The sequence below is a fragment of the Streptomyces sp. SID13031 genome (assembly GCF_010548305.1).
Taxonomy (GTDB): Bacteria; Actinomycetota; Actinomycetes; order Propionibacteriales; family Kribbellaceae; genus Kribbella.
This window is the reverse complement of the sequence record NZ_JAAGLV010000001.1, coordinates 699,806-720,579: the sequence shown is the minus strand read 5'-3', so window position 1 is coordinate 720,579 and position 20,774 is coordinate 699,806. Positions and strand designations below refer to the sequence as shown.

Here is a 20,774-nt window from a genome sequence, read left to right as displayed (position 1 = left end):
TCTCTGGCTGCACAGGGTCGGGAGTGGCGTGTTCCTGGCTAGGAGTTCCAGACCTGGAACTCGGAGATCTGACCTGCGATCCACCCCGTGTTCGCCGTGAGGTTCAGCCGGAAGTAGCGCGCGGTCGCCGGGGCGAAGGTGATGGTCACCGTGTTGTTGTTGCCAGGGGCAAAGGAGTAGGTCGCGGATCCGACGACAGTACTGAAGGTTGTGCCGTCGGCGCTACCGAGGACGGACAGGGTCTCGGTGCGTGCTCCCCATCCGGCAGGCAACTGCAAGACGATCCGGCCGGCGCTGTTGGCGGAGCCGAGGTCGACCTGTACCCACTGCGGGAAGGCGTTGTTCGCGCTCTCCCAGTACGTCCCCTGGTTGCCGTCGGTCACGTTGCCCGACTGGTAGACGTCATTGTGGCTGGACTCGCTGGTGGGCTTGCCCGCGGCGAGGTTGGTGTTGGTGGCACCAGCGCCGGTACCGGACAACGCGACTGTGGTGGGGCCGTTGGTCGCATTGCTGTTGATCGTCAACGTCCCCGTACGAGTCCCGGACGCGACCGGCCGGAAGCTGACGTTGACCGTGCAGGAGGCGTTGATCGCGATGCTGCCGCAGTTGTTGGTCTGCGTGTAGTCCCCCGAAGCCGTGATGCTCGAGACCGAGGCGGCCAGGCCGCCTGTGTTGGTCACGGTGACCGCCCGGGCGGCACTTGTCGTGTTGAGCGCCTGCGACGCGAAGGTGAGCGAGGACGGGCTCGTACTCAGAATCGGAGTGTTGATCGGGGTGCCACCGCTCGGGTACACCTCGAACTCCGATACCTGCCCGGCGGGCCAACCGCTGTTGCCAGTGATGTTGACCCGCAGATAGCGGGCGCTGGTTGCCGGAACGGTGATGTTCACAACGTTGGCGGGCGAGGTGAAGGTGTACGTCGCGGAGGCGACCGGCGTGCTGAAGGTGGACCCATCACTGCTCGCCTGGACCGACAACGTCTGCGTGCGCGTGCCCCATGCCGTGGTCGGTGGAAGCTTCAGCGTCACCTTGCCGATGCTGCGGACCGCGCCGAGGTCCACCTGCAGCCACTGTGGGAAGGCGTTGTTGACACTTTCCCAGTAGGTGCTCGCGTTGCCGTCCGTCGCCGTGGCTGGAAGCTGCGTGCCGTTGACCTGACTGCTCGCCGAGGCCGGCTTGCCGAGCGCGAGGTTGGTGTCGGTCCCGATCCCGTTACCTGTCAGGGAAATCGAGACCGGGCTGGCGTTGCTGGTCAAGGTCACGCCGCCGGTACGTGCTCCCGACGCCGTCGGCCGGAACGTGACGGTGACCGTGCAGGAGGCGCCGACCGCGACGCTCGCGCAGTTGTTCGTCTGGCTGAAGTCTCCCGTGGCGGTCACGCCTGACACGGTCGCCGACGTAGTACCGGAGTTGGTCACCGTGACAGCTTGAGTCGACGAGGAACTTCCTACCGCGGTGTCCGGGAAGGACAGGCTGCTCGGGTTCGGGGTGAGAATCGGCCCGGGCGCGACGCCGGTGCCCGAGAGCGGGACGGTGTTGGTGACCCCAGCGGCGGTGACGGTCAGGTTTCCGGTTCGACCGCCCGCCGCCGTCGGACTGAAGGTCACGTTGACCGTGCACGAGGCGCCGGCCGCGATGCTGGTGCCGCAGTTGTTGGTCTGACCATAGTCACCAGTGATCGCGACGGAGCCGACCGGCGCCGCCGCGGTGCCGCTGTTCGTGACGGTGACGGCCTGCGGCGCGCTCGACGAACCGGTCGCGGTGGAGCCGAAGCTGAGCGCGGTCGGGCTGATCGAGATCTGCGATCCGTTGTCCGGCAGGTACGGCGGAAAGGCCGGCGCGGTGAGGTTCTGACACTGGGTGGCACCGAAGATGCCCGAGTTGCCGCCGCCGTCGGTGAGGGTGAAGCCGACGCCACAGCTGTAGATCGGTCCGGGCGCCTGAGTGCCGGTGGCGGTGCTGTTGGTGATGGTCGCCGAGCCGCCGACCTGCTCCTGGACCACCCAGGTACCGGTGTTCTGGATCGTCGCGTTGTTGATCTTGACGTTGCTGATGTTCGAGCCCGAGACGAACTGGATCGCCTCGAACGGACTCTGCTGGATCAGCAGGTTGTCGACGTTGGTCAGGCCGGTCATCGCGCCGTCCCGTGCGTCGAACCACAGCGCGCCGACCCCGAACTGCCAGTTCGGGTCCAGCCCCCCGGACCGGATGATCGTGTTGCGCAGAACGTCTGTGCGCCCCAGCGTGGTCGAGCCGAACCGCTGCGCGACGTGGATTCCGCCGCCCTGCGAGAGGCCGGCGTCGATCACCCGGTTGTCGGTGACGAAGTTGTCGTGGCCGCCGTAGATGGCGATGCCGTTGGCAAGGATCGGGTACTGGACCGTGTTGTGGTCGAACGAGTCGTTGACGTCGGCGTTCTGCTCGGCCCAGGTCGCCAGGCCGTCGTCGCCGAGGTTGCGCAGATCGCTGTTGGTGACCCTGGAGTTGGTGACGCCGTTGTGGAAGTTGACGCCGTCGGCCGTCACATTGCGGATGCGCATGCCGTTGAAGACCAGGTTGGTGAACGGGCCGTCCATCCAGGCGCCGACCTTCTCGTGCTCGATCCACACCCGGTCCACGGTGGAGTTGTTCAGTGCCCCACCGATGCCGTTCACCTGGGCGCCGTCGTTGCGCTCCTGGACATCGGCGAAGATGGCGAAGCCCGACAGGTGTACACCGCTGCTGGCGTTGGGCGCGTAGTTGCCGTAGAAGCCCGGCGCCGCACCGACGACGGTCGAGTGCCACATCCCCGCGCCCTTGATGGTGATGTTGTTCAGGATCAGGTGACCCGGGATCTTGAACGTCCCCGCCGGGATCCACACAGTGCCGCCGGCGCCGGCTTGGGTCATCGCTGAGTTGAACGCGGAAGTGGAGTCCGCTGCGCCCGTCGGGTCCGCGCCCGTACTGGTCACCGAGACCGAGCCGGCCGGCTGGGTCAGAGCGCCCGCGACGTTCTCGAAGTCGGCGAAGTCGATCGTGTACGACGAAGCGGTGTCCTCGGCGTCGACCTGCAGCCGGAACTTCGTGCCGGCCGGGTAGGTGGTCGGGAACAGCCGATGGACCTCGTCGTAGAAGTGGTGCGGGTTGCTCCCCGGCGAGTTCGTGAACGGGTAGCCGCCGTAGTACCAGCTGTACGCGTTGGTCAGGGTGAAGTTGGGCGCCTTGGTCCCGTTGACGTACAGCGACAGTTGCGGCGTGTAGACCGACCCGGTCCCGGTGTCCGGGATGCTGTAGCGGAACACGATGGAGTTCGTCGCCGTGGGCGTCGTGAACTCGACGAACTTGCCGGTGCCTTGCAACGTCACCGCCTTGCGATAGGACGACTCGGCGGCAAGCGTGTTGTAGGCGGCGCTCGGTCCGATGACGGTCCCGTTGGTAGCCGAGTTCTCGGCCTGTACTTCGACGTACGGCAAAGTGGCGCCGACGCCACCCGACGCAGCAGCCCAGGCCGGCACGGCCGCCATGACGGCAAGACTGGCGGCGACCAGTGCACCGCAGACGGCGAGCACGCCGACGCGGGCTTTCCCACTCCAGGATTCGATTGACCGGGACATGCGCTGCTCACTCTCGACAGGGGCGGTAGTCGCCGAGCGGTGGGGACGGTGCTGGCCAGACCGTAACGCCACAGTTACATCAACGCAATATCCCGATCGATCTTTGCAAGAAATAGACGATGCCGCCGCCGGAGGCTTTTCGCCGGTGTCGTGAACCGATCGTGTCCGCCGATCATCAAAGCCCTCCGTACGACACACTGAGGACTCATTTCGGAGGGCACCATGAATCGGAGCATCAAGCTGGCAGGGCTGCGGACGGCAGCGAACTTCCTCGCTTCACGCTGACCTGGCGCGACAACGCCAGCGGTGAGAAGTACTCGCTGGAGCGCACGGGTGAGCACGGACCGATCGTGCACGCGGTCCAAGGGAGCGAGATCTACTTCAGCGCATCGTCCAAGAGCGAGAAGCAGACCCTCTACAAGTGGACTGCCGGCGACGATGCACCGAAGCCGATCAATGCCGTACCGACGCCGTCCGCGGTGTCGTCGGACCTCCAGCTCGCGGCGTCGATCGTCTCGCAGGCCGATGACGGCAGCTGTACCGCCCTAGTCGACCTCGCGGCGGCCAAGAAGCGCTGGAGCACCTGCGACTACGCAGTGGACGAGCTCCTCAGCGGGAGCGCCTTCGCGCTCGGCGGGCCCGCCTATCGGGACGGGTACGGCGACGGCCTGTTCGCCGCGCTGGACCTGAAGACCGGCAAAGCCGTTCGCGAGTGGTCGGGTGGTTGCCCGAGACGGTCACGTCGGTCCGCGTCTCACTCAAGGCGCACCTACTCCCCCGCCACGACTGACCGCGACTACTTCGGCAGTTGCCGAAGTAGTCGCGGCTGGGGTTTCTGTCAGTTCTTCGTCGAGAGGTCGAGCGGTCGGGTGTCGGAATCCACCGTTGCCGCGGCGGCCGGTGCTTTCCGGTCTTGCTGGCCAGGCCACCAGGCGGCGTGACCGATCAGGGCGGTCAGGGCCGGGGTGAAGAACATCGCCATCACGAACGCGGCGACGACAATGCCGAAGGAGACGGCGAACCCCATCTCGGTCAGCAGCGAGTTGCCGGCCAGCATCAAGGTGGCGAAGGTGGCCGCCAGGATGAACCCGGCCGCGGCCACGGTCGGGCCGGCGTGCCGCACCGCCATACTGGCCGCCTCGCGTGGCTCGCGGCCCTCCCGCGCCTCCTCCCGGAGCCTGGAGATCATCAAGATGTTGTAGTCGGTGCCGATGGCAACCACGAACAGATACATGATCACCGGCAGCATGAACATCAGCCCCGAATGGCCCTGGCCCTTCTGGAAGATCAGTACGGTCGCCCCGAGCGTGGCGGCGAAGCCGAGCCCCACCGAGGCCATCAGGTACCAAGGGGCCACGACACTGCGCAGCAGCAAGCCGAGGATGACCATGATCAGGAGCGCGGCCAGTGGGAACACCGTGCGGTAGTCGTGGTTGACCGCTGCGTTGATGTCCTTGAAGATCGAGGTGATGCCGCCGACCAGCGCCTTCGAGCCCGGCGGTGCCTCGGCGTGCGCGACGTTGCGCACGTCGCCGATCACCTCGAGCGCCTGATCAGTGGCCGACCCGTACTTCAAGGTGACCGTGAAGTTCGCCGTCTTGCCATCCTTGCTCAGCTCGGCGGGCGAGACCTCCGCGACGCCGGAGATCGCACTGAGCTTCGCTCCGTACGCCGGCAGGGCCGCCTGATCGATCGGGCCGCCGCCGGTCGAGGTGACCAGGACGGACGTCGGCTCCGCGGCACCGGCCGAATAGGCGCTCTGCATCTGGGTCTGGACGACCATCGATTCCTTGGTCTGCGGCATCGAACCGGCCGCGAGGTCGAAGGTGGCCTTGAAACCGAGCGTGCCGAGCGCCAGCGCGACCATGATCACGCCGGAGACAACGGCGTACAGGCCGGGGCGGCGCTGCACTCCACGCCCGAGAGCCGCGAAGCGCGCGTTGGCGGGCTCCGTGCGCCAGGCTTTCGACGGCCAGAAGAGCGCACGAGGCGGGATCAACGAGCAGATCGCCGGGAACAGCGTCAGCGCGGCGATCAAGGTCACCGCGACGCTGATGGCGAGCGCGGGGCCCATCTGCTTCAGGAAGCCGAGCGTGGACAGCAGCAGCGCGAGGAACGAGATCATCACCGCACCGGCTGCCGAGGCGATCGCCTCGCCGACCCGACCGACCGCGTTGATCATGGCCAGCTTGGGCTCATCGCCGGCCCGCAGTCGCTCCCGGTACCGGAACATCAGGAACAGGTAGTAGTCGGTGCCGACTCCCAGCAGTACGACGATCAACAGCGCCGAGACCGAACTGTTCGCCTCCAGCCCGAAGAGTTTGGAGGCGTCGGCGATCAACGCGTTCGCCGTGGTGGACACCAGCGCCAGCAGGACGACCAGCGGCAGCAGCGCGAGGATCGGCGAGCGGAAGATGATCAGCAGCGTGATCAGGATGATCAGGAAGGTACCGGCGAACGTCAGCACATTGGCGCGGTTGGACGACTCCTGCTGGTCCAGCCCCTGCGCCGCCGAGCCACCGAGCTTGGCGTCCAGCTGAGTGCCCTTCGCGAGCTCCTTGGCGTCGGCACGCAGCGTCTTCGCGGCGTCGAGCTGGCTGGGCTGACCCTGGTTCTCGGAGTTCATCGAGACCAGACCCATGACGTAACGGCCGTCCTTCGACGGCGGGCCGGGCACGACCTGCTGCACCTGGTCGATCTTCTTGGCGCCGAGCTGGGTGGTGATCCCCGCGGCGTCCTTCAGGTCAGCCGGGGTGAGCTTGCCGCCGTCAGCGCGCTGGTAGAGGACGATCGCGGACGGTGTGAAGCTGCTGGGGAAGGCGGTCTGCTGAAGCTCCGCAGCCTGGATCGACTCATAGCTCTTCGGGAGGAAGCTGCTCTGGTCGCTGTTGGACGGCAGGCTGGGCGCGGTGGCGACGACCGCGGCCGCGATGAACACCCATGCCACGATCGTCCAGATGGGATGGCGGACGACGGCGCGCCCGATGCGATAGAACATGTCGGTCTGCCTCCAGGCAGGGAGTCGTAGCAACGATTGTGCAGAACCACTATCACCAACGACGCTGACACCGCGCTGACACGGCGCTGGCGGTAGGTGATTTCGGCAATCGTTTGAGTTTGGCGGTGGACATACCAGTGCGGGCGGAGGTCTAGCCGAGTACGAGGTTGTGGCTTAGCCTCGGTTCAGGTGGGTGCCGTAGGGGGTGTCTGCCGGTACGCCGGTACCCGGGGGGGATCGGTCACAGGGCTGAGGGGTCCGTAGTGGTGCCCGACGTCCCGCGCCTTCCTCCTTCGCTGACGGCGTCATCTGCCTTCACGGGAGGCCCACATGAGGTCCAGAGCCCGGACCCACATCCGCATCACTCGACGCACCACCATCGCCGGCCTGTCCGCCGGCCTGCTGATCGCCGCCTCTCTGCCCGCGTTGAGCGCGGAGGCTGCCGACCCATCCCCCACCGTCCCGACCGGCCAGACCTGGACCGCGACGCCACTGACGCTCGCCGGTACGGTCAACGGCGCCAAGTCGCCCAGCGGTCAGCTCGCCAAGAGCGACCCGGCACTCGTCAACAGCACCTCCGCCAAGCAGGTACGGGTCGTCGTCAAGCTCGACTACGACTCGCTGGCCGCGTACCGCGGGGAGCTCAAAGGGCTGCCTGGCACCAGCCCGTCGGTCACCGGCAAGCGCCTTGACCCCAAGAGCGCGAACGCGACCAAGTACCTCAAGCATGTGACGACAGTGGAGGACACCTTCCTGGCCGCACTTCGCGAGAAGGTTCCGAGTGCGCAAGCCGGGCAGAAGCTACGCACTGTGTACGGCGGTATGTCGCTGAGTGTGCAGGCGAACAAGGCACGCGATCTGCTGAAGCTGCCCGGTGTGGCCGCGATCCAGCAGGACAACCCGCAGAAGCTGCTCACCGACTCCAGTGGCGCCTTCATCGGCGCCCCGACGATCTACAACCAGCTCGGCGGCTCGGCCAACGCCGGCAAGGGCATCATCGTCGGCATCCTGGACAGCGGCGCCTGGCCCGAGCACCCCTCGTTCGCCGACCCCGGTACCTTGCCGGTGCCGCCGGCAACCACTGACGCCACGCCACGCGTGTGCGACTTCGGCGACAACCCGCTGACGCCGGCGAGCGACGTGTTCACCTGCAACCGCAAGCTGATCGGCGGGCGGCCGTTCCTCGACACCTACAACGAGGTGATCGGGGGCGACACCTACCCCGACTCCGCGCGTGACTCCAACGGTCACGGCACGCACACCGCCACGACGTCGGCCGGCGGACCGGTCGCGCACGCCAACCCGCTGGGCATCGACCGGGGCGCGATCCTCGGTATCGCCCCGGCAGCCGCCGTGTCGGTGTACAAGGTCTGCGGCGCCCAGGGCTGCTTCCCGAGCGACTCGGCCGCGGCCGTCGCACGGGCCATCCTCGACGGCGTCCGGGTGATCAACTTCTCGATCTCCGGCGGCAGCGACCCGTACAGCGACCCGGTCGAGCTCGCCTTCCTGGACGCATACGCAGCCGGCGTGTTCGTCGCCGCCTCGGCCGGCAACTCCGGTCCGGGCGCCAACACCACCGACCACCGCAGCCCGTGGGTCACCACGGTCGCGGCGTCCACGCAGAGCCGTACCTTCCGCTCGGCGATCACGCTGACCGGCGGCGGCGCGACCGCCACGGTCTCCGGCGTCTCGATCACCGCGGGCGTCAGTACCCCGGCACCGGTCGTCCTCGCGTCCGCGCCGCCGTACAACGACGCGACTTGTAACACCCCGGCGCCGCCGGGCATCTTCATCGGCAAGATCGTCGCCTGTCAGTTCACCCCCGGCCGGGTGATGAAGGGCTTCAACGTCAAGCTGGGCGGCGCGCTCGGCATGCTGATGTACAACACCACCAGTCCGTCCGACGTCTTCACCGACAACCACTGGCTGCCGGCCGCGCAGCTCGAGAAGCCCGACGCCGACGCTCTGCTGGCGTTCCTCGCGGCGCACCCCGGTACCACCGCCAAGTTCACCCAGGGCACCAAGACCACCTGGCAGGGCGACGTGATGACGTCGTTCTCGTCGCGCGGCCCCGGTGGTGACTTCCTCAAGCCCGATGTCACCGCGCCCGGCCTGCACATCCTGGCCGGAGCCACGCCGACTCCCGAGTCCCCGGCGGTGGGACCGCCCGGCAACCTGTACCAGGCGATCGCCGGTACCTCGATGTCGTCTCCACACGTGGCCGGCGCCGCCGCGCTCGTCCTCGCCCTGCACCCGACGTGGACGGCGGGGCAGGCCAAGTCCGCGCTGCAAACCACCGCCAAGACCACGGTCAAGAAGCCGGACCGGGTCACCCAGGCCGATCCGTTCGACTACGGCAGTGGCCGGATCGACCTCACCAAGGCCGGCGACCCCGGTCTGACCTTGGACGAGACGGCGGCCAACTACGCGGCCTCGGCCACCGACGCGTTGAACCGGATCGACCTCAACGTGCCGTCGGTGAACGCGCCGACCATGCCAGGCCTGATCACGGCCGAGCGGACGGTCAAGAACGTCACCAACTCCACGCTCGCCTTCACCGCCACCGGCACGACCGTCAGCGGGGCGAACATCACCGTGCTGCCGCCGGTGTTCTCGGTGAAGCCCGGCAAGAGCCAGAAGCTGACGATCGCCATCACCGCACCTGACCTGCCCGACGGCCAGTACTTCGGTCAGGTCAACCTCAAGCAGGTCGGCGGCAGCCGGGCCCTGCACCTACCGGTCGCGTTCTTCCGCCAGGAAGGCATCGTGCCGATCGACCAGACCTGCACGCCGTCGAGTATCCCGCGGAACACCGGGCAATCGACCTGCACCGTGACCGTGCAGAACAACAGCCTGCAGACCACCAACGTCACTGCGCTCAGCACGCTGAGCTCGCAGCTACGGCTGAACAGCGTCACCGGCGCGACCAAGGTCGGCACCCAGATCGCGACCAAGACCGCGACGCTGGCAGGACGCCAGCCTGACCGGCCTGTGATCGCGCCGGGAGTGAGCCCGGCGGGCTACCTGCCGCTGGACCTCTTCGGCATCACGCCGATCCCGATCGGGGACGAGCAGGCGCTGAACTTCAACGTCGACCCGTATCTCTTCGCCGGGCAGTCGTACAACCGGATCGGCGTGGTCTCCGACGGCTACTCGGTCGCCGGCGGCACCTCGGGGTCGGACGACATCCAGTTCACACCGCAGAACCTGCCCGACCCCGCGCGTCCGAACAACGTACTCGCGCCCTACTGGACCGACCTCGACGGCACCGGAGCTCCGGGCATCCTCGCCGGCAGCCTGACCGATGGGGTTAACAGCTGGCTCGTCATCGAGTGGCGTGAATTCCTGTTCGGCACCAACACACTGAAGGTGTTCCAGCAGTGGATCGGCTCCAACGGCGCCGAGGACATCACGTACACCTACGACCCCGGCAACCTGCCGGGTGACCCAGGCCCGGCGTACGGCCTCACGGTCGGCGCCGAGAACTTCGACGGGACGGCCGGCAGCCAGATCACCGGCCCGCCGATCGAGGACTACCGGGTCCTGAGCACGCCAGGCGCGCCTGGCGGTTCGATGACCTACTCGATGAACATCAAGGGTGTGCAACACGGCACCGGCACGGTCACGACCGGAACCTCCACACCACTCGTCAAGGGCGTCACGATCGAGGTCGACAAGATCATCGTCAACTAGCGTCCTGAGACCGTCCGGGCCGGATCCCACGGGATCCGGCCCGGACGTCGTTCGCAGCTGGGCCTCCCGCCTGAGTGCCAGACCGATTGAAGAATGTGCTCGTGTACGCCGGGGACCGGCGCGTAATGTCGGCTGGGACCGGGATCCGCGGCGAGGGGGAACCATGAGCCAGCCAGCAGTCCAGTCCGACTACCCTGACCACATCGACGCCGCCGTGCTGAAGATCGCCGGCGTCGTGGTGCTCGGGGCCATCATGTCGATCCTCGACATCACCGTGGTCAACGTCGCGTTGCCGACCTTCCAGGACGAGTTCGGCACGACCGACAGCCCGGTCTCCTACTCCCACGTCGCCTGGACGGTCACGGCGTACACGCTCGCGCTCGCGACCGTGATTCCGCTGACCGGCTGGGCGGCCGACCGGTTCGGCACGAAGCGGCTCTACATGACCGCGATCTTCCTCTTCACCGCCGGATCGGCCCTGTGCGCGACCGCGTCGAGCATCGACATGCTGATCGGCTTCCGCGTCCTCCAGGGACTGGGCGGCGGCATGCTGATGCCGCTCGGTATGACCATCATGACCCGGGCCGCGGGACCCCACCGGATGGGCCGGCTGATGGCCATCCTCGGCGTACCCATGCTCCTCGGCCCGATCCTGGGACCGATCTTGGGCGGCTGGCTGATCCAGGTGGCGAGCTGGCACTGGATCTTCCTGATCAACCTGCCACTCGGCGTGATCGCCCTGGTCTACGCCTGGTTCGCCCTGGCCAAGGACGAGCCGCAGCGGTCGGAGTCCCTGGACCTCCTCGGGGTGGCGCTGATGTCCCCCGGGCTCGCGCTGTTCCTCTTCGGCATCTCCTCCCTGCCGGCCGAGAACGGTGACTTCGGCGCGCCACGGGTATGGGTCTCGGTACTGGCCGGAGTACTGCTGATGGCGGCCTTCGTCTGGCACTCCTTCCGCCCGGAACACCCCCTGCTCGACCTGCGACTGTTCCGCAACCGCAATCTCACCATCTCGATCGTGACAATGTTCCTGTTCGCCGCCGCATTCTTCGGCGGGCTCCTCCTGGTGCCCACCTATTTCCAGCAGATCCGCGGCGAGTCCACCCTGCACGCCGGTCTCCTGGTAGCACCGCAAGGACTCGGAGCCATGGTGACCATGCCGATCGCCGGGAGACTGGTCGACAAGATCCCGATCGGCCGGATCGTCCCCGTCGGGCTCGCGCTGATCGTGGTCGGCATGTTCGGCCTGACCCAGATCACCGCCACCACGCCGTACCCCCTGATCATCGCCATGCTGGCCGTGATGGGCTTCGGAATGGGCGCCACGATGATGCCGCTGTTCACCACGGCACTGCGGACACTGTCCGGAGCCCAGGTCGCCCGCGGCTCGACACTGCTCAACATCAGCCAGCAGATCGCCTCCTCCTGCGGCGTGGCGACGATGTCGGTCATCCTCACCAACCAGCTCAACAACTCGCCGATCATCCCCGGCACGCAGGACGTCCCCGGGCTGGGCGGAGGACTGCGCGAGACCTATGCGGCCATCCTGTCCAACACCCGCCCGGAAAATTTCGCCGCGCTCCACCTCGATCCGGGCGCCGTCGCTCGCGGACTGGTCGACGCCGCCACGGCGTTCTCGCACAGCTACTGGGTCGCCTGGGTGCTGGTCGTCATCACCTTGATACCGGCCCTGATGCTCCCCCGCAAACGCGAGACGACCAACCTGGCCGACAAGCAAGTCCCACCCGCAGTGGTCGACTGACGGGTTGGGCGTATCGCCCGCCGGGTGTCAGTCGAGGGGGCGGTCCAGGACGGCTTTCAGGTGGCTGAAGGTGTCTATTGAGTACTTGCCGTGGTAGCGGCCCATACCGCTCTCGCCGACGCCGCCGAAGGGGAGGTCGGTTGCGGTGAGGTGGACTACCGGGTGGCCGAAGCCGACGGCGCCTGAGGAGGTTTCGGTGAGGATGCGGTGCTTGGTCTCGTCGGAGTCGGTGAAGGCGTAGAGGGCGAGCGGCTTGTCGCGGTCGCGGATGAAGGCCAGGGCCGCGTCCAGGGATGGCACAGTCAGGATCGGGAGGATCGGGCCGAAGATCTCCTCGCCCATCACCGGCGAGTCCGGGGCGACCTCGGCGAGGACCGTCGGGGCGATGTACTTCGAGGCCTTGTCGGTCTCGCCGCCGACCACCACGCGGCCGCTGCCGAGCAAGCCGGACAGCCGGTCGAAGTGGCGCTCGTTGACGATCCGGCCGTAGTCCTCACTCGTCGATGGGTCGTCGCCGAACTTCCGCCGTACCTCGTCCGCCAGTGCTGTCTCCAGCGGACCCGGGTCACCGATCGCGAGCACGTAGTCGGGGGCGACGCAGGTCTGGCCGGCGTTCAGGAACTTGGCCCGGACCAGCCGCCCGGCGACCAGAACCGGATCGACGTCGGTGTCCACGATCACCGGGCTCTTGCCGCCGAGCTCGAGCGCCACCGGGGTCAGGTGCTTCGCGGCGGCCGTCATCACGATCCGGCCGACCAGGCCGTTGCCGGTGTAGAAGATGTGGTCGAACCGCTGCTCCAGCAGTTCGGTCGTCTCCGGGATGCCACCCTCGACCACGGCCACCGCCGAGGAGTCCAGGTACGCCGGAACGTGCCGCGCGATCGCCGCGGACACGGTCGGCGACAACTCGCTCGGCTTCACCACCGCGACGTTGCCCGCGGCAAGGATTCCGACCAGGGGTGCGAGGGCCAGGTGCAACGGGTAGTTCCACGGCCCGACCACCAGCGCCACACCGAGCGGCTCGCGGATCACCTGCGCGGTGCCAGGCAGCAGCTTCTCCGGCAATGGCGCCGGCTCCGGCGCCAGCCAGGCCTCCAGGTTCTCCAGAGTGTGGTCGATCTCGTTGACGACGAACATCAGTTCGGTCCCGCGCGCCTCTTCGGCGGGCTTGCCGAGATCGGCGTATAGCGCGCCGACGAAGTCCTTGTCCTGCTCCAGCAACATGGTCTTCAGCGCGCTGAGCTGCTCCCGACGCCACTCGACCGGCCTGGTGACGCGGGAGTCGAAGGTCGTACGGAGGTCGGTGACGAGCTGGGGGATGTTGGTGTCCTCGGACATAACCATGACTCGATGCTATGACATGGTGACTCCCAGTACTTCGACCGCCGACATGATCGTCGGGTGGCCGGTCTGTCCGACTCTGATCGTGGCGGCGGTTTTCGCTGATTGGGGATGGCCGGATAGGCTCTCCACAGTGTCCACTTCCGATGTCGCCGCGCCTGACCACGAACTGCCGGATGTAGAGGAACGCGCCTGGCGCGAAGTCTCCGATGTCGGCATGACCACCGCACGGACCGAGTGGGCTGGCGCCGCGCGGGAGATACTCCTCGTCGCAGCCAAGAAGTACCAGGCGCTCGTACAGCACAAGGACATCGCTACCGGCGTGCAGGAGCTGACCGGCATCCGGACCAAGCAGCCGACCCGGCAGTGGATCGGTGGCGTGCTCGCCGAGGTGTCCGCGGAGAGCCTGCGGCGTGGTGAGCCGATGCTGTCGTCGCTGTGCGTCAACCCCGACGAGAGCGTCTTCGACGGGTACGCCGCCATCGTCGGCGCAGCGACGGGTACCACTCCCCCGGACCCGGATGTCCACGCCTCCCACGAGCGCCTCGCCAACTACCGTCACTTCGAGGCAGCCGGCCTGCCTGCCGGTGGTGGCAGCGCGATGATCCCGCCGAAGCTCGGCGCCGCCCGCGCACGCGCCCGCAAGGCCGCCATCGCGGAGCGCCCGATCAACAAGTGCCCCAAATGCAACCTGCAGACCCCGGCCAACGGAATCTGCGATAACTGCGACTGACCGCCGTCGTGACCACACGGGAGTGCCCCGTGTGGTCACCACCGCTCAGCTACGTCGGCGCGTGTAGGCGGCGGGTTCGCTGACGGCCGGGGCAAGGTGGACCTTCACGTCCACGGCGAACGCGCCTGCCGGAGTTGCGACCAGAGGGTTCACGTCCAGCTCGGTGACCTCGGGGAGGTTCTCGGCCAGCAGGGCGATCCGGTGCAGAACTTCCAGTACTGCGGGAACGTCCGCCGGCTCCCCACCGCGGTATCCGGCCAGCAGCGGCGCGCAGCGCAACGAGCGCACCATCTCGGTGGCATCCAGATCCGTCAGCGGCACCCCGCACCAGCGCCGATCAGCCAGCAGATCGGTCAGCACCCCACCGCTCCCGGCCATCAGGATCGGGCCGAACAACGGATCGCGGACCAGCCCGGCGACCAGCTCGATCCCAGCCGGCACCATCGCCTGAATCACCACGTGCGGATCGCCGACTGCCGCAACCACCGCGTCGTACGCAGTACCGAGGTCTGCGCTGTCGGCGATCCCCAGGTGCACGCCGCCGACATCGGTCTTGTGAACGACACCGGCAGCCGCGGTCTTCAGCGCCACCGGATATCCCAGCCGCTCCCCCGCAGCGACGGCGCCGGCGCGATCGTCGGCAGACGCAGTCGGCACGATCGTGATGCCGACGGCACGCATGAGCTGCTCAGCCGCGTGCGGATCGAGCCAGCCACCCTCAGGAGTCGCCGCAAGGAATTCCGCGACGACAGCCCGAGCGCCATCGAGGTCAACGTCCGGCAACGCCGGTACGACGCCCTGTGGCCGGGCGCGCCATTCGGCGTACCGCATCGCCTGGCTGAGCGCCCGGACCGCGCCCTCGGGAAACGGGAAGACGGGCAACCGGCCGCCGTCTTCGAGCTCGACCTGTGGCGCTGCGTCGGGGGCTCCGAGGCAGTTGACGACCACCGGGATCGTCGCACCGGCAGCGGCTCGCGCGATCGCGGCGTACGTCTCGTCAACGTCACCTGCTCTGGTCGCGGCGAAGACCACCAGTAGCGCGTCGATTTCACCGCTGGCCAGCGACACCTTGATCGCTCGTTCGAGCACCTCGGTGGACGCTGCAGCACCCAGATCGGTCGGATTGCCTGCCGTTGCCGTGCCCATTGCCTCAGCCATGGCCTTGCGGGTGAGTTCGCTGAGCTCAGGAACCTCGACACCGAGCGTCTCCGCCGCGTCCGCGGCCAGGACGCCGGCGCCACCGGCATTGCCCACGACCCCAAGGCGCCGACCATGGGGCAGCGGCCGGCCGGCGAGAACCCGGGCGGTCTCGACCAACTCCTCCAGCGTGTCCATCCGCAGTACGCCGGCCTGCGCGAACAGCGCGTCGACGGCCGTGTCCGGAGTTGCCGCGGCTGCCGTGTGCGAGGCGCCCGCACGGCGTCCACTGCTGGACCGGCCGCTCTTCACCACCAGTACCGGCTTTGTCCGCCCCACCAACCGGGCAAGGCGGCCGAACTTGCGTGGGTTGCCGAACGACTCCAGATACAGGCCGATCACATCAGTACGAGGCTCCTGCCACCAGTGCAGCAGAAGATCGTTGCCACTGACATCGATCTTGTTGCCCAGCGAGACGAACTCCGAGATCCCCAGACCGACGCGACTGGCGTGGTCGAGGACCGCGACGCCGACCGCACCGGACTGTGCGGCGAGCGCGAGAGTTCCGGCCAACGGGCGCACCGTCGCGAAGTTCGCCTCCAGCCGGACGGCCGGTGCGGTGTTGGCGATGCCCAGACAGTTCGGGCCGATCAGCCGCAGACCATATTTGCGGGCGGTGGCGACAAGGCCGCGCTGGATCTCCCGCCCTTCCGGGCCGGACTCACCGAAACCAGCGGTCAGGATGACCACTCCCCCGACACCGGCCTGGCCGCACTCCTCCAGTACTGCGGGCACCTGGGCCGCCGGTACTGCGATCACCACCAGATCCACCGGACCGGGAACGGCCCCGATCGACGGATACGAGGTGATGTCCTCGATCTCCTTGGCCTGCGGATTCACCGCGAACAACTCGCCGGTGAAGCCACCCTCGACGAGGTTGGCCAGTACTTCGTGGCCGATCCCGCCCGCCTTGCGTCCCGCGCCGATCACCGCGACCGAGGCCGGCGTCAGCAGCCGACGCAGCGACTGGTCGCCGGCCGCACGCTCCCGCTCGGCCATCCGGTCGACCCCGGTCGGCGCGTAGTCGGTGTCCAAGGACAGTTCGACGACGCCTTGATCGAGGGTATGGACCTGTTCGAAGCCAGACCTGGTGAAGACCGACAGCATCGGCCCGTTGACGGCCAACGTGTCCGCGAGCAGATGACGGATCCCCCGTTCGTGGGCGATCGCCGCGAGCTGCTCCAGCAGCAAAGTACCGATCCCACGACCCTGCACCACGTCATCGACCAGGAACGCCATCTCGGCCTCACCCGCCCGGATCAGCTCGAAGCTGCCCACGCCCACCACCCGGCCCGCGACCTCGGCGAGCAACGCCACCTGGCGGTCAGCCGCAGGGGGCGCCACGAGGTGATGCGCCTGCGCGTCCGCACCGCGGCGATCGAGCGCGAAGAACCGCAGATAGATCGAGCGGTCCGAAACCCGATGGTTCAGATCCTTCAACGCCTCTTCGTCGTCGGGACGCAACGGACGGACGTGGACAACAGACCCGTCCATCGCCAACGCATCCCAGCCACTCGAGGCGTGCGCCCAACCAGCTGAGCCGGGCTTCTGTTCGATGGTGATCACTCGGAGTCCTCCTTGAGAGGCAAAAGAGTTGATGACAAGTCAGTTCACCGTCGTGATGAGGTTGTCGACGGGACGCGCTTGGGCGGGCTGGTTCGCGTACGCCGGGCGGTGCGGCACGATCGCGACCGGTCCGTCGACGACCGCCATCGCGCGGCGGGTGATCGGATCGCCGATCGGGAGGATTCCCGCGTGCGCGCCCAGCACCAGCAGGCTCACCTCGCGGGACTTGTGCAGCAGCGCCGCGACGACCGGGCGACAGGTCAGGTACCGGGTCACCTTCACGCCGGGGTACTCCGCGGACCACCTTCCGAGCACCTCGATGAGCTCGAGCTCCGCCTTGCGAACCCACAAGCCGTCGGGAGCCGAGAAGCGGGGAGCGGCGTGAACCGCGATCAGGTTGCCGCCACGGGCAGCCGCCGCGCGGAACGCGTACCCGACTGCCTCGGACGACAGCGCAGTACCGTCGACGCCGACTGCGACATCTCGCTGCAACGGTGACAGCTTCCACGAGCCCGGTACGACGATCAGCGGGCAGTCGGTCCGACGGGCCAGGAGCAGGTTGCTACGAGCTGCGATCAAGCGGTCAGGCCCACGATGGCGCTCGCGCCCGATGACCAAGGCCCGGGCACCGCCGGCCGTCGCGGACAACACCTTCATCCGCGTCCCCGCAGCACAGACCGCTGTCATCTCGAGGGCAGTACCGGTCTGGCGGCGGACGTGAGCGGCGGCGATCCGCAAGAACTCGGCAGCCCGCTCGGCCGACGGCTGAAGTTCCCCACTGATCACCGCGTCAGCGGCCCGATGCGCGGCGACCAGCACCAGGCCGGCGTCGTCGCGGATCGCCTCGGCGCAGGCGAAGTCGAGCACGCGCAGCCCTTCGGCGGATCCGTCGACCTCGACCACGACCGGGCGGACAGTTTCGGGGGGCAGCGCGGTAGAGGACACGATGATTCCTTCCGATTCGGGCGGCTGCTCCGATCGTGACCCACGGACGCCGGCCGCGGGCAGAGCCCGTGGTCACCCGATGAGGTGCCGAAAGACCTATCGACTCAGGACTGATGCCCGAGACCAAGCCTCAGGTGACCGGTGTCCTGGCCGGGCAGTACATCCCGCACGACAAGAGCCGCTCACTGAGCAAGGCCTTCTCGGCCGAGCTGCGGCTCCGGATCCGGCGTGGGGACGAGTTACGACGCCGACGCCGCCGACGTACGCCGCCTTCCAGTCGCGGGGGTTGCGGTTGGCGATCGTGCGCGCGTTGCGCGAGTGCCGGTCGAAGCCGAACTCGCGGTTCGTAAGGTCGCGTCTCAACCAGCGGTCCGGAGCGGAAGGACGAGAGGCTCAGTGCTTGTCGGGCGGGTCGAGGAGGTTGTTGAGGACGTCGGTTGCCTCGTCGTAGCCGGCGTCTGAGATTCTCTGCAGCTCCCGTAGGTCACGGGCGGCTGCTGCCCGTCGGGTCAGTAGCTCGCCCGCGTGCATGCAGCCTTCGTCGAGGAGTTCGCTCAGCTCCTCGAGATCCCCGCGTTCGTCGGCGAGGTCGGCAAGCCGGTCCTGTGCCTTCTCGTTGCCTTCGTCGGCCAGTGCGCGCAGGGTCTCGCGGTCCGTCTCGAAACTCGTCATACCGCCATCATCCGCCCTTGCCCAGGGGAAAGGGCGGATGCGGCATCCTGCGGGCCAGGGGTCAGGTGCCTGAAGGCGGAGTCGGGATCGAGGTGCTACCGCAGGAACCGGTGAGGATCGCGGCCAGCGCGTTCTTCTCGGTCGTGTCGATGGAGAGCTTCCACCGGTACTTCACAGCCGTCCAGTGGATCGCGTACGCGCAGCGGACCGAGGTCAGCGGCGGCAGCCACTGGGCCGGGTCCTTGTCGCTCTTGGACTGGTTCACGTTGTCGGTCACCGCGTCCAGCGACCATGCGTAGCCGAGATCGTTGGCGTAGCGCTGGCGTTTGGCGGTGGTCCAGGCATGCGCGCCAGAGTCCCACGCCTCCTTCAACGCGACGACATGGTCGATGTCGACGTCGCTCGGGTTGGTCCAGGTGGCGCCGTCGTACCAGGAATTCCAGGTGCCCGAGTTGACCTTGCACCCGGTGCCGGTCGACGGTGTCGTGGTGGATTCGGCGATCAGGATCTCTTCCCGCGTATCGCAGGTGTCGCTGTCGGCGTCGATCCAGTGCGGGAACAGGGCCCGGTCGTACCCGGTGCCGTTCTCCACCTGAACGGTCAGGGTCGCCAGCAGATCGCTGGCCGTGATGTTGACGGCGGCGGCCGGAATCGCCTGCTGGGATTGGAAAACAACGGCGAGTAGTAGTAGCAACGCGGCCGGCGCGAGACGGCGCCGGAGCAGTGCGGGAGCGGGGCGGGAAGTCATGATTCCTCCGAGTCATCGACTTCCCGCACGCTATCGCCGAGAGCCCTGTACCCGCTCCAACTCCAGCATGAATTCTGGCCGCTGATTTGTAGCTGCCCGGCCACGGCTGGTTGCCCGAAGGTCTGAGTCAGTAAGGCCCGAACACCCACTGCGAGGGCGACTCGGGGTCGTCGTCGCGCCAGCACCCCGACCACAGCTCGCGGAACTCCTGGCGCGACAGGTGACCGTCACCGTTGAGGTCGAGCTTCGGGAAGACCTCCTCGATGCCGTCGTGGGAACCCTTCGTCCATCGCCGGGAGCTGGTCGACGACGGTCATCAGCTCGTCGAGCGACACCTTGTCGTCGTGGTCGGCGTCGGACATCGTCGAGATCGCCGACCACCACCCCGGCCATTCGCCTGCCCCTTTCACCACTTCAAACGCCCGCTTCGGACGCCAAGTCGCTCATACCCGACGCACACGCTGAGTAATCATCCGTGCGCGTGGCGAGAGGCCTTCGGGTCAGGACTCAGAGGTGACGTGGAGGATGATCTTGCCGGTGGCCTGGTTGGTCTCCCCGCGGCGGTGGGCCGCTGCTGCCTCGGCGAGGGGGAACACCGAGTCGATCTCGACCCGCAGTTCGCCTTGCTCGACGAGGTCGGTGATCGCGGTCAGGGCCAGCCGGTCGGGCTCCACCAGGGTGAACTCAGCTCGGATGCCACGGCGTCGCCCCTCCTGGGCGGTCGCCTCGTCGACGGGGAGGATGGAGACATAGGAGCCGCCGTCCTTGAGCACCTGGAGCGAGCGAAGACCGGTATCGCCCGCGATCGGATCGAAGACCAGGTCGACCGGCTGCGCACGGAGTACGTCGACGAAGTCCTCGGTGCGATAGTCGATCACCTCGTCGACTCCGAGCGAGCGAAGGAAATCGTGCTTGGCCGCACTCGCGGTGCCGATCACGTACGCGCCACGGCTCTTGGCGATCTGCACAGCCAGGTGACCCACTCCGCCCGCCGCCGCGTGCACCAGCACGCGCTCTCCCGAGCGCAGGCGTCCGGTCTCCACCAGGCCTTGCCACGCGGTCAGCGCGGCCAGCGGCAGTCCGGCGGCCTGCTCGAAACTCAGTACCTCCGGCTTGCGCACGAACTGCCGCGACTGGGCAACGACGTACTGCGCGTAGGCGCCCGGCAGCACCGGGAACTTCGGCATCCCCAGCACCTCGTCGCCCACCCGCAACCAGGTCACCCCGATCCCGACCTCCTCGACCACGCCGGCCACGTCGTAGCCCAGGATCGCCGGAAAATCCTTCTCGGACAGGCGGCCCCCCTCGGCGCGCGCCTTCCAGTCCGTGGGGTTGATCCCGGCCGCACGGACCCGGACCAGGATCTCGGTCAACCCGGGCGCCGGGCGCTCGACCTGCTCCAGTTGCAGAACCTCAGGCCCACCGCTGCCTTTGGCGACCACTGCCTGCATCGTCTTCTCGTTCGCTGTCATGACCCGAGTCTTTCGCGGCGTCCCAGGCTTGCCTACTGGCCTGATGGACATCAT

General features: G+C 67.6%; 13 protein-coding genes. 4 read left to right on the top strand and 9 right to left on the bottom strand.

The genetic code is table 11. From position 1 onward, the window contains the following. Positions 1-38: 38 nt before the first annotated feature. Positions 39-3,593, bottom strand: a complete 3,555-nt coding sequence (locus tag G3I17_RS03150) for a choice-of-anchor D domain-containing protein (RefSeq protein ID WP_239062094.1) — start codon at positions 3,591-3,593, stop codon at positions 39-41. A gap of 350 nt (positions 3,594-3,943) precedes the next feature. Between G3I17_RS03150 and G3I17_RS03145 the strand changes: the two genes are divergently transcribed. Then, complete coding sequence (locus G3I17_RS03145; RefSeq protein WP_164593699.1) at positions 3,944-4,534, top strand: hypothetical protein; 591 nt, start codon at positions 3,944-3,946, stop codon at positions 4,532-4,534. On the opposite strand, the gene G3I17_RS03140 is transcribed toward G3I17_RS03145, so the two are convergent. Next, positions 4,432-6,591: an MMPL family transporter gene (locus G3I17_RS03140; protein ID WP_164593697.1), complete on the bottom strand. Its 2,160-nt coding sequence runs from the start codon at positions 6,589-6,591 to the stop codon at positions 4,432-4,434. The two genes, G3I17_RS03145 and G3I17_RS03140, sit on opposite strands and share 103 nt — an antisense overlap. A gap of 330 nt (positions 6,592-6,921) precedes the next feature. Here G3I17_RS03140 and G3I17_RS03135 point away from each other — a divergent pair, with 330 nt between their 5' ends. Next, entirely contained in the window at positions 6,922-10,284 is a 3,363-nt protein-coding gene (locus tag G3I17_RS03135) for a S8 family serine peptidase (protein ID WP_203589640.1), read from the top strand. A gap of 163 nt (positions 10,285-10,447) precedes the next feature. Next, a complete protein-coding gene (locus G3I17_RS03130; RefSeq protein ID WP_164593695.1) occupies positions 10,448-12,046 on the top strand; it encodes a DHA2 family efflux MFS transporter permease subunit in 1,599 nt (532 codons plus the stop codon). 27 nt (positions 12,047-12,073) lie between these two features. Here G3I17_RS03130 and G3I17_RS03125 read toward each other — a convergent pair whose 3' ends face one another. Then, positions 12,074-13,384 carry an aldehyde dehydrogenase family protein gene (locus G3I17_RS03125; RefSeq protein WP_203589725.1) on the bottom strand — a complete coding sequence of 437 codons (1,311 nt, stop codon included), beginning with the start codon at positions 13,382-13,384 and terminating at the stop codon, positions 12,074-12,076. A 136-nt stretch (positions 13,385-13,520) separates the two neighbouring features. Between G3I17_RS03125 and G3I17_RS03120 the strand changes: the two genes are divergently transcribed. Beyond that, positions 13,521-14,120, top strand: a complete 600-nt coding sequence (locus G3I17_RS03120; RefSeq protein ID WP_164593691.1) for a hypothetical protein — start codon at positions 13,521-13,523, stop codon at positions 14,118-14,120. Between the two features lie 45 nt (positions 14,121-14,165). Here the strand turns inward: G3I17_RS03120 and G3I17_RS03115 are convergent, their stop codons facing one another. The 6 genes from G3I17_RS03115 to G3I17_RS03085 form a co-directional block, all read right to left on the bottom strand. Next, entirely contained in the window at positions 14,166-16,883 is a 2,718-nt protein-coding gene (locus G3I17_RS03115; protein ID WP_203589639.1) for a bifunctional GNAT family N-acetyltransferase/acetate--CoA ligase family protein, read from the bottom strand. A gap of 39 nt (positions 16,884-16,922) precedes the next feature. Next, the gene (locus G3I17_RS03110; RefSeq protein ID WP_164593689.1) at positions 16,923-17,828 is read right to left on the bottom strand and encodes a universal stress protein; all 906 of its coding nucleotides are present in this window, start codon (positions 17,826-17,828) and stop codon (positions 16,923-16,925) included. A gap of 393 nt (positions 17,829-18,221) precedes the next feature. Further along, the gene (locus G3I17_RS03105) at positions 18,222-18,500 is read right to left on the bottom strand and encodes a hypothetical protein (protein ID WP_164593687.1); all 279 of its coding nucleotides are present in this window, start codon (positions 18,498-18,500) and stop codon (positions 18,222-18,224) included. A 61-nt stretch (positions 18,501-18,561) separates the two neighbouring features. Then, positions 18,562-19,248: an HNH endonuclease family protein gene (locus G3I17_RS03100; RefSeq protein ID WP_164593685.1), complete on the bottom strand. Its 687-nt coding sequence runs from the start codon at positions 19,246-19,248 to the stop codon at positions 18,562-18,564. Between the two features lie 227 nt (positions 19,249-19,475). Next, positions 19,476-19,661 carry a hypothetical protein gene (locus G3I17_RS03090; protein ID WP_164593683.1) on the bottom strand — a complete coding sequence of 62 codons (186 nt, stop codon included), beginning with the start codon at positions 19,659-19,661 and terminating at the stop codon, positions 19,476-19,478. Positions 19,662-19,748: 87 nt separating this feature from the next. Continuing rightward, entirely contained in the window at positions 19,749-20,720 is a 972-nt protein-coding gene (locus G3I17_RS03085; RefSeq protein WP_164593681.1) for an NADP-dependent oxidoreductase, read from the bottom strand. Between the last annotated feature and the right edge of the window lie 54 nt (positions 20,721-20,774).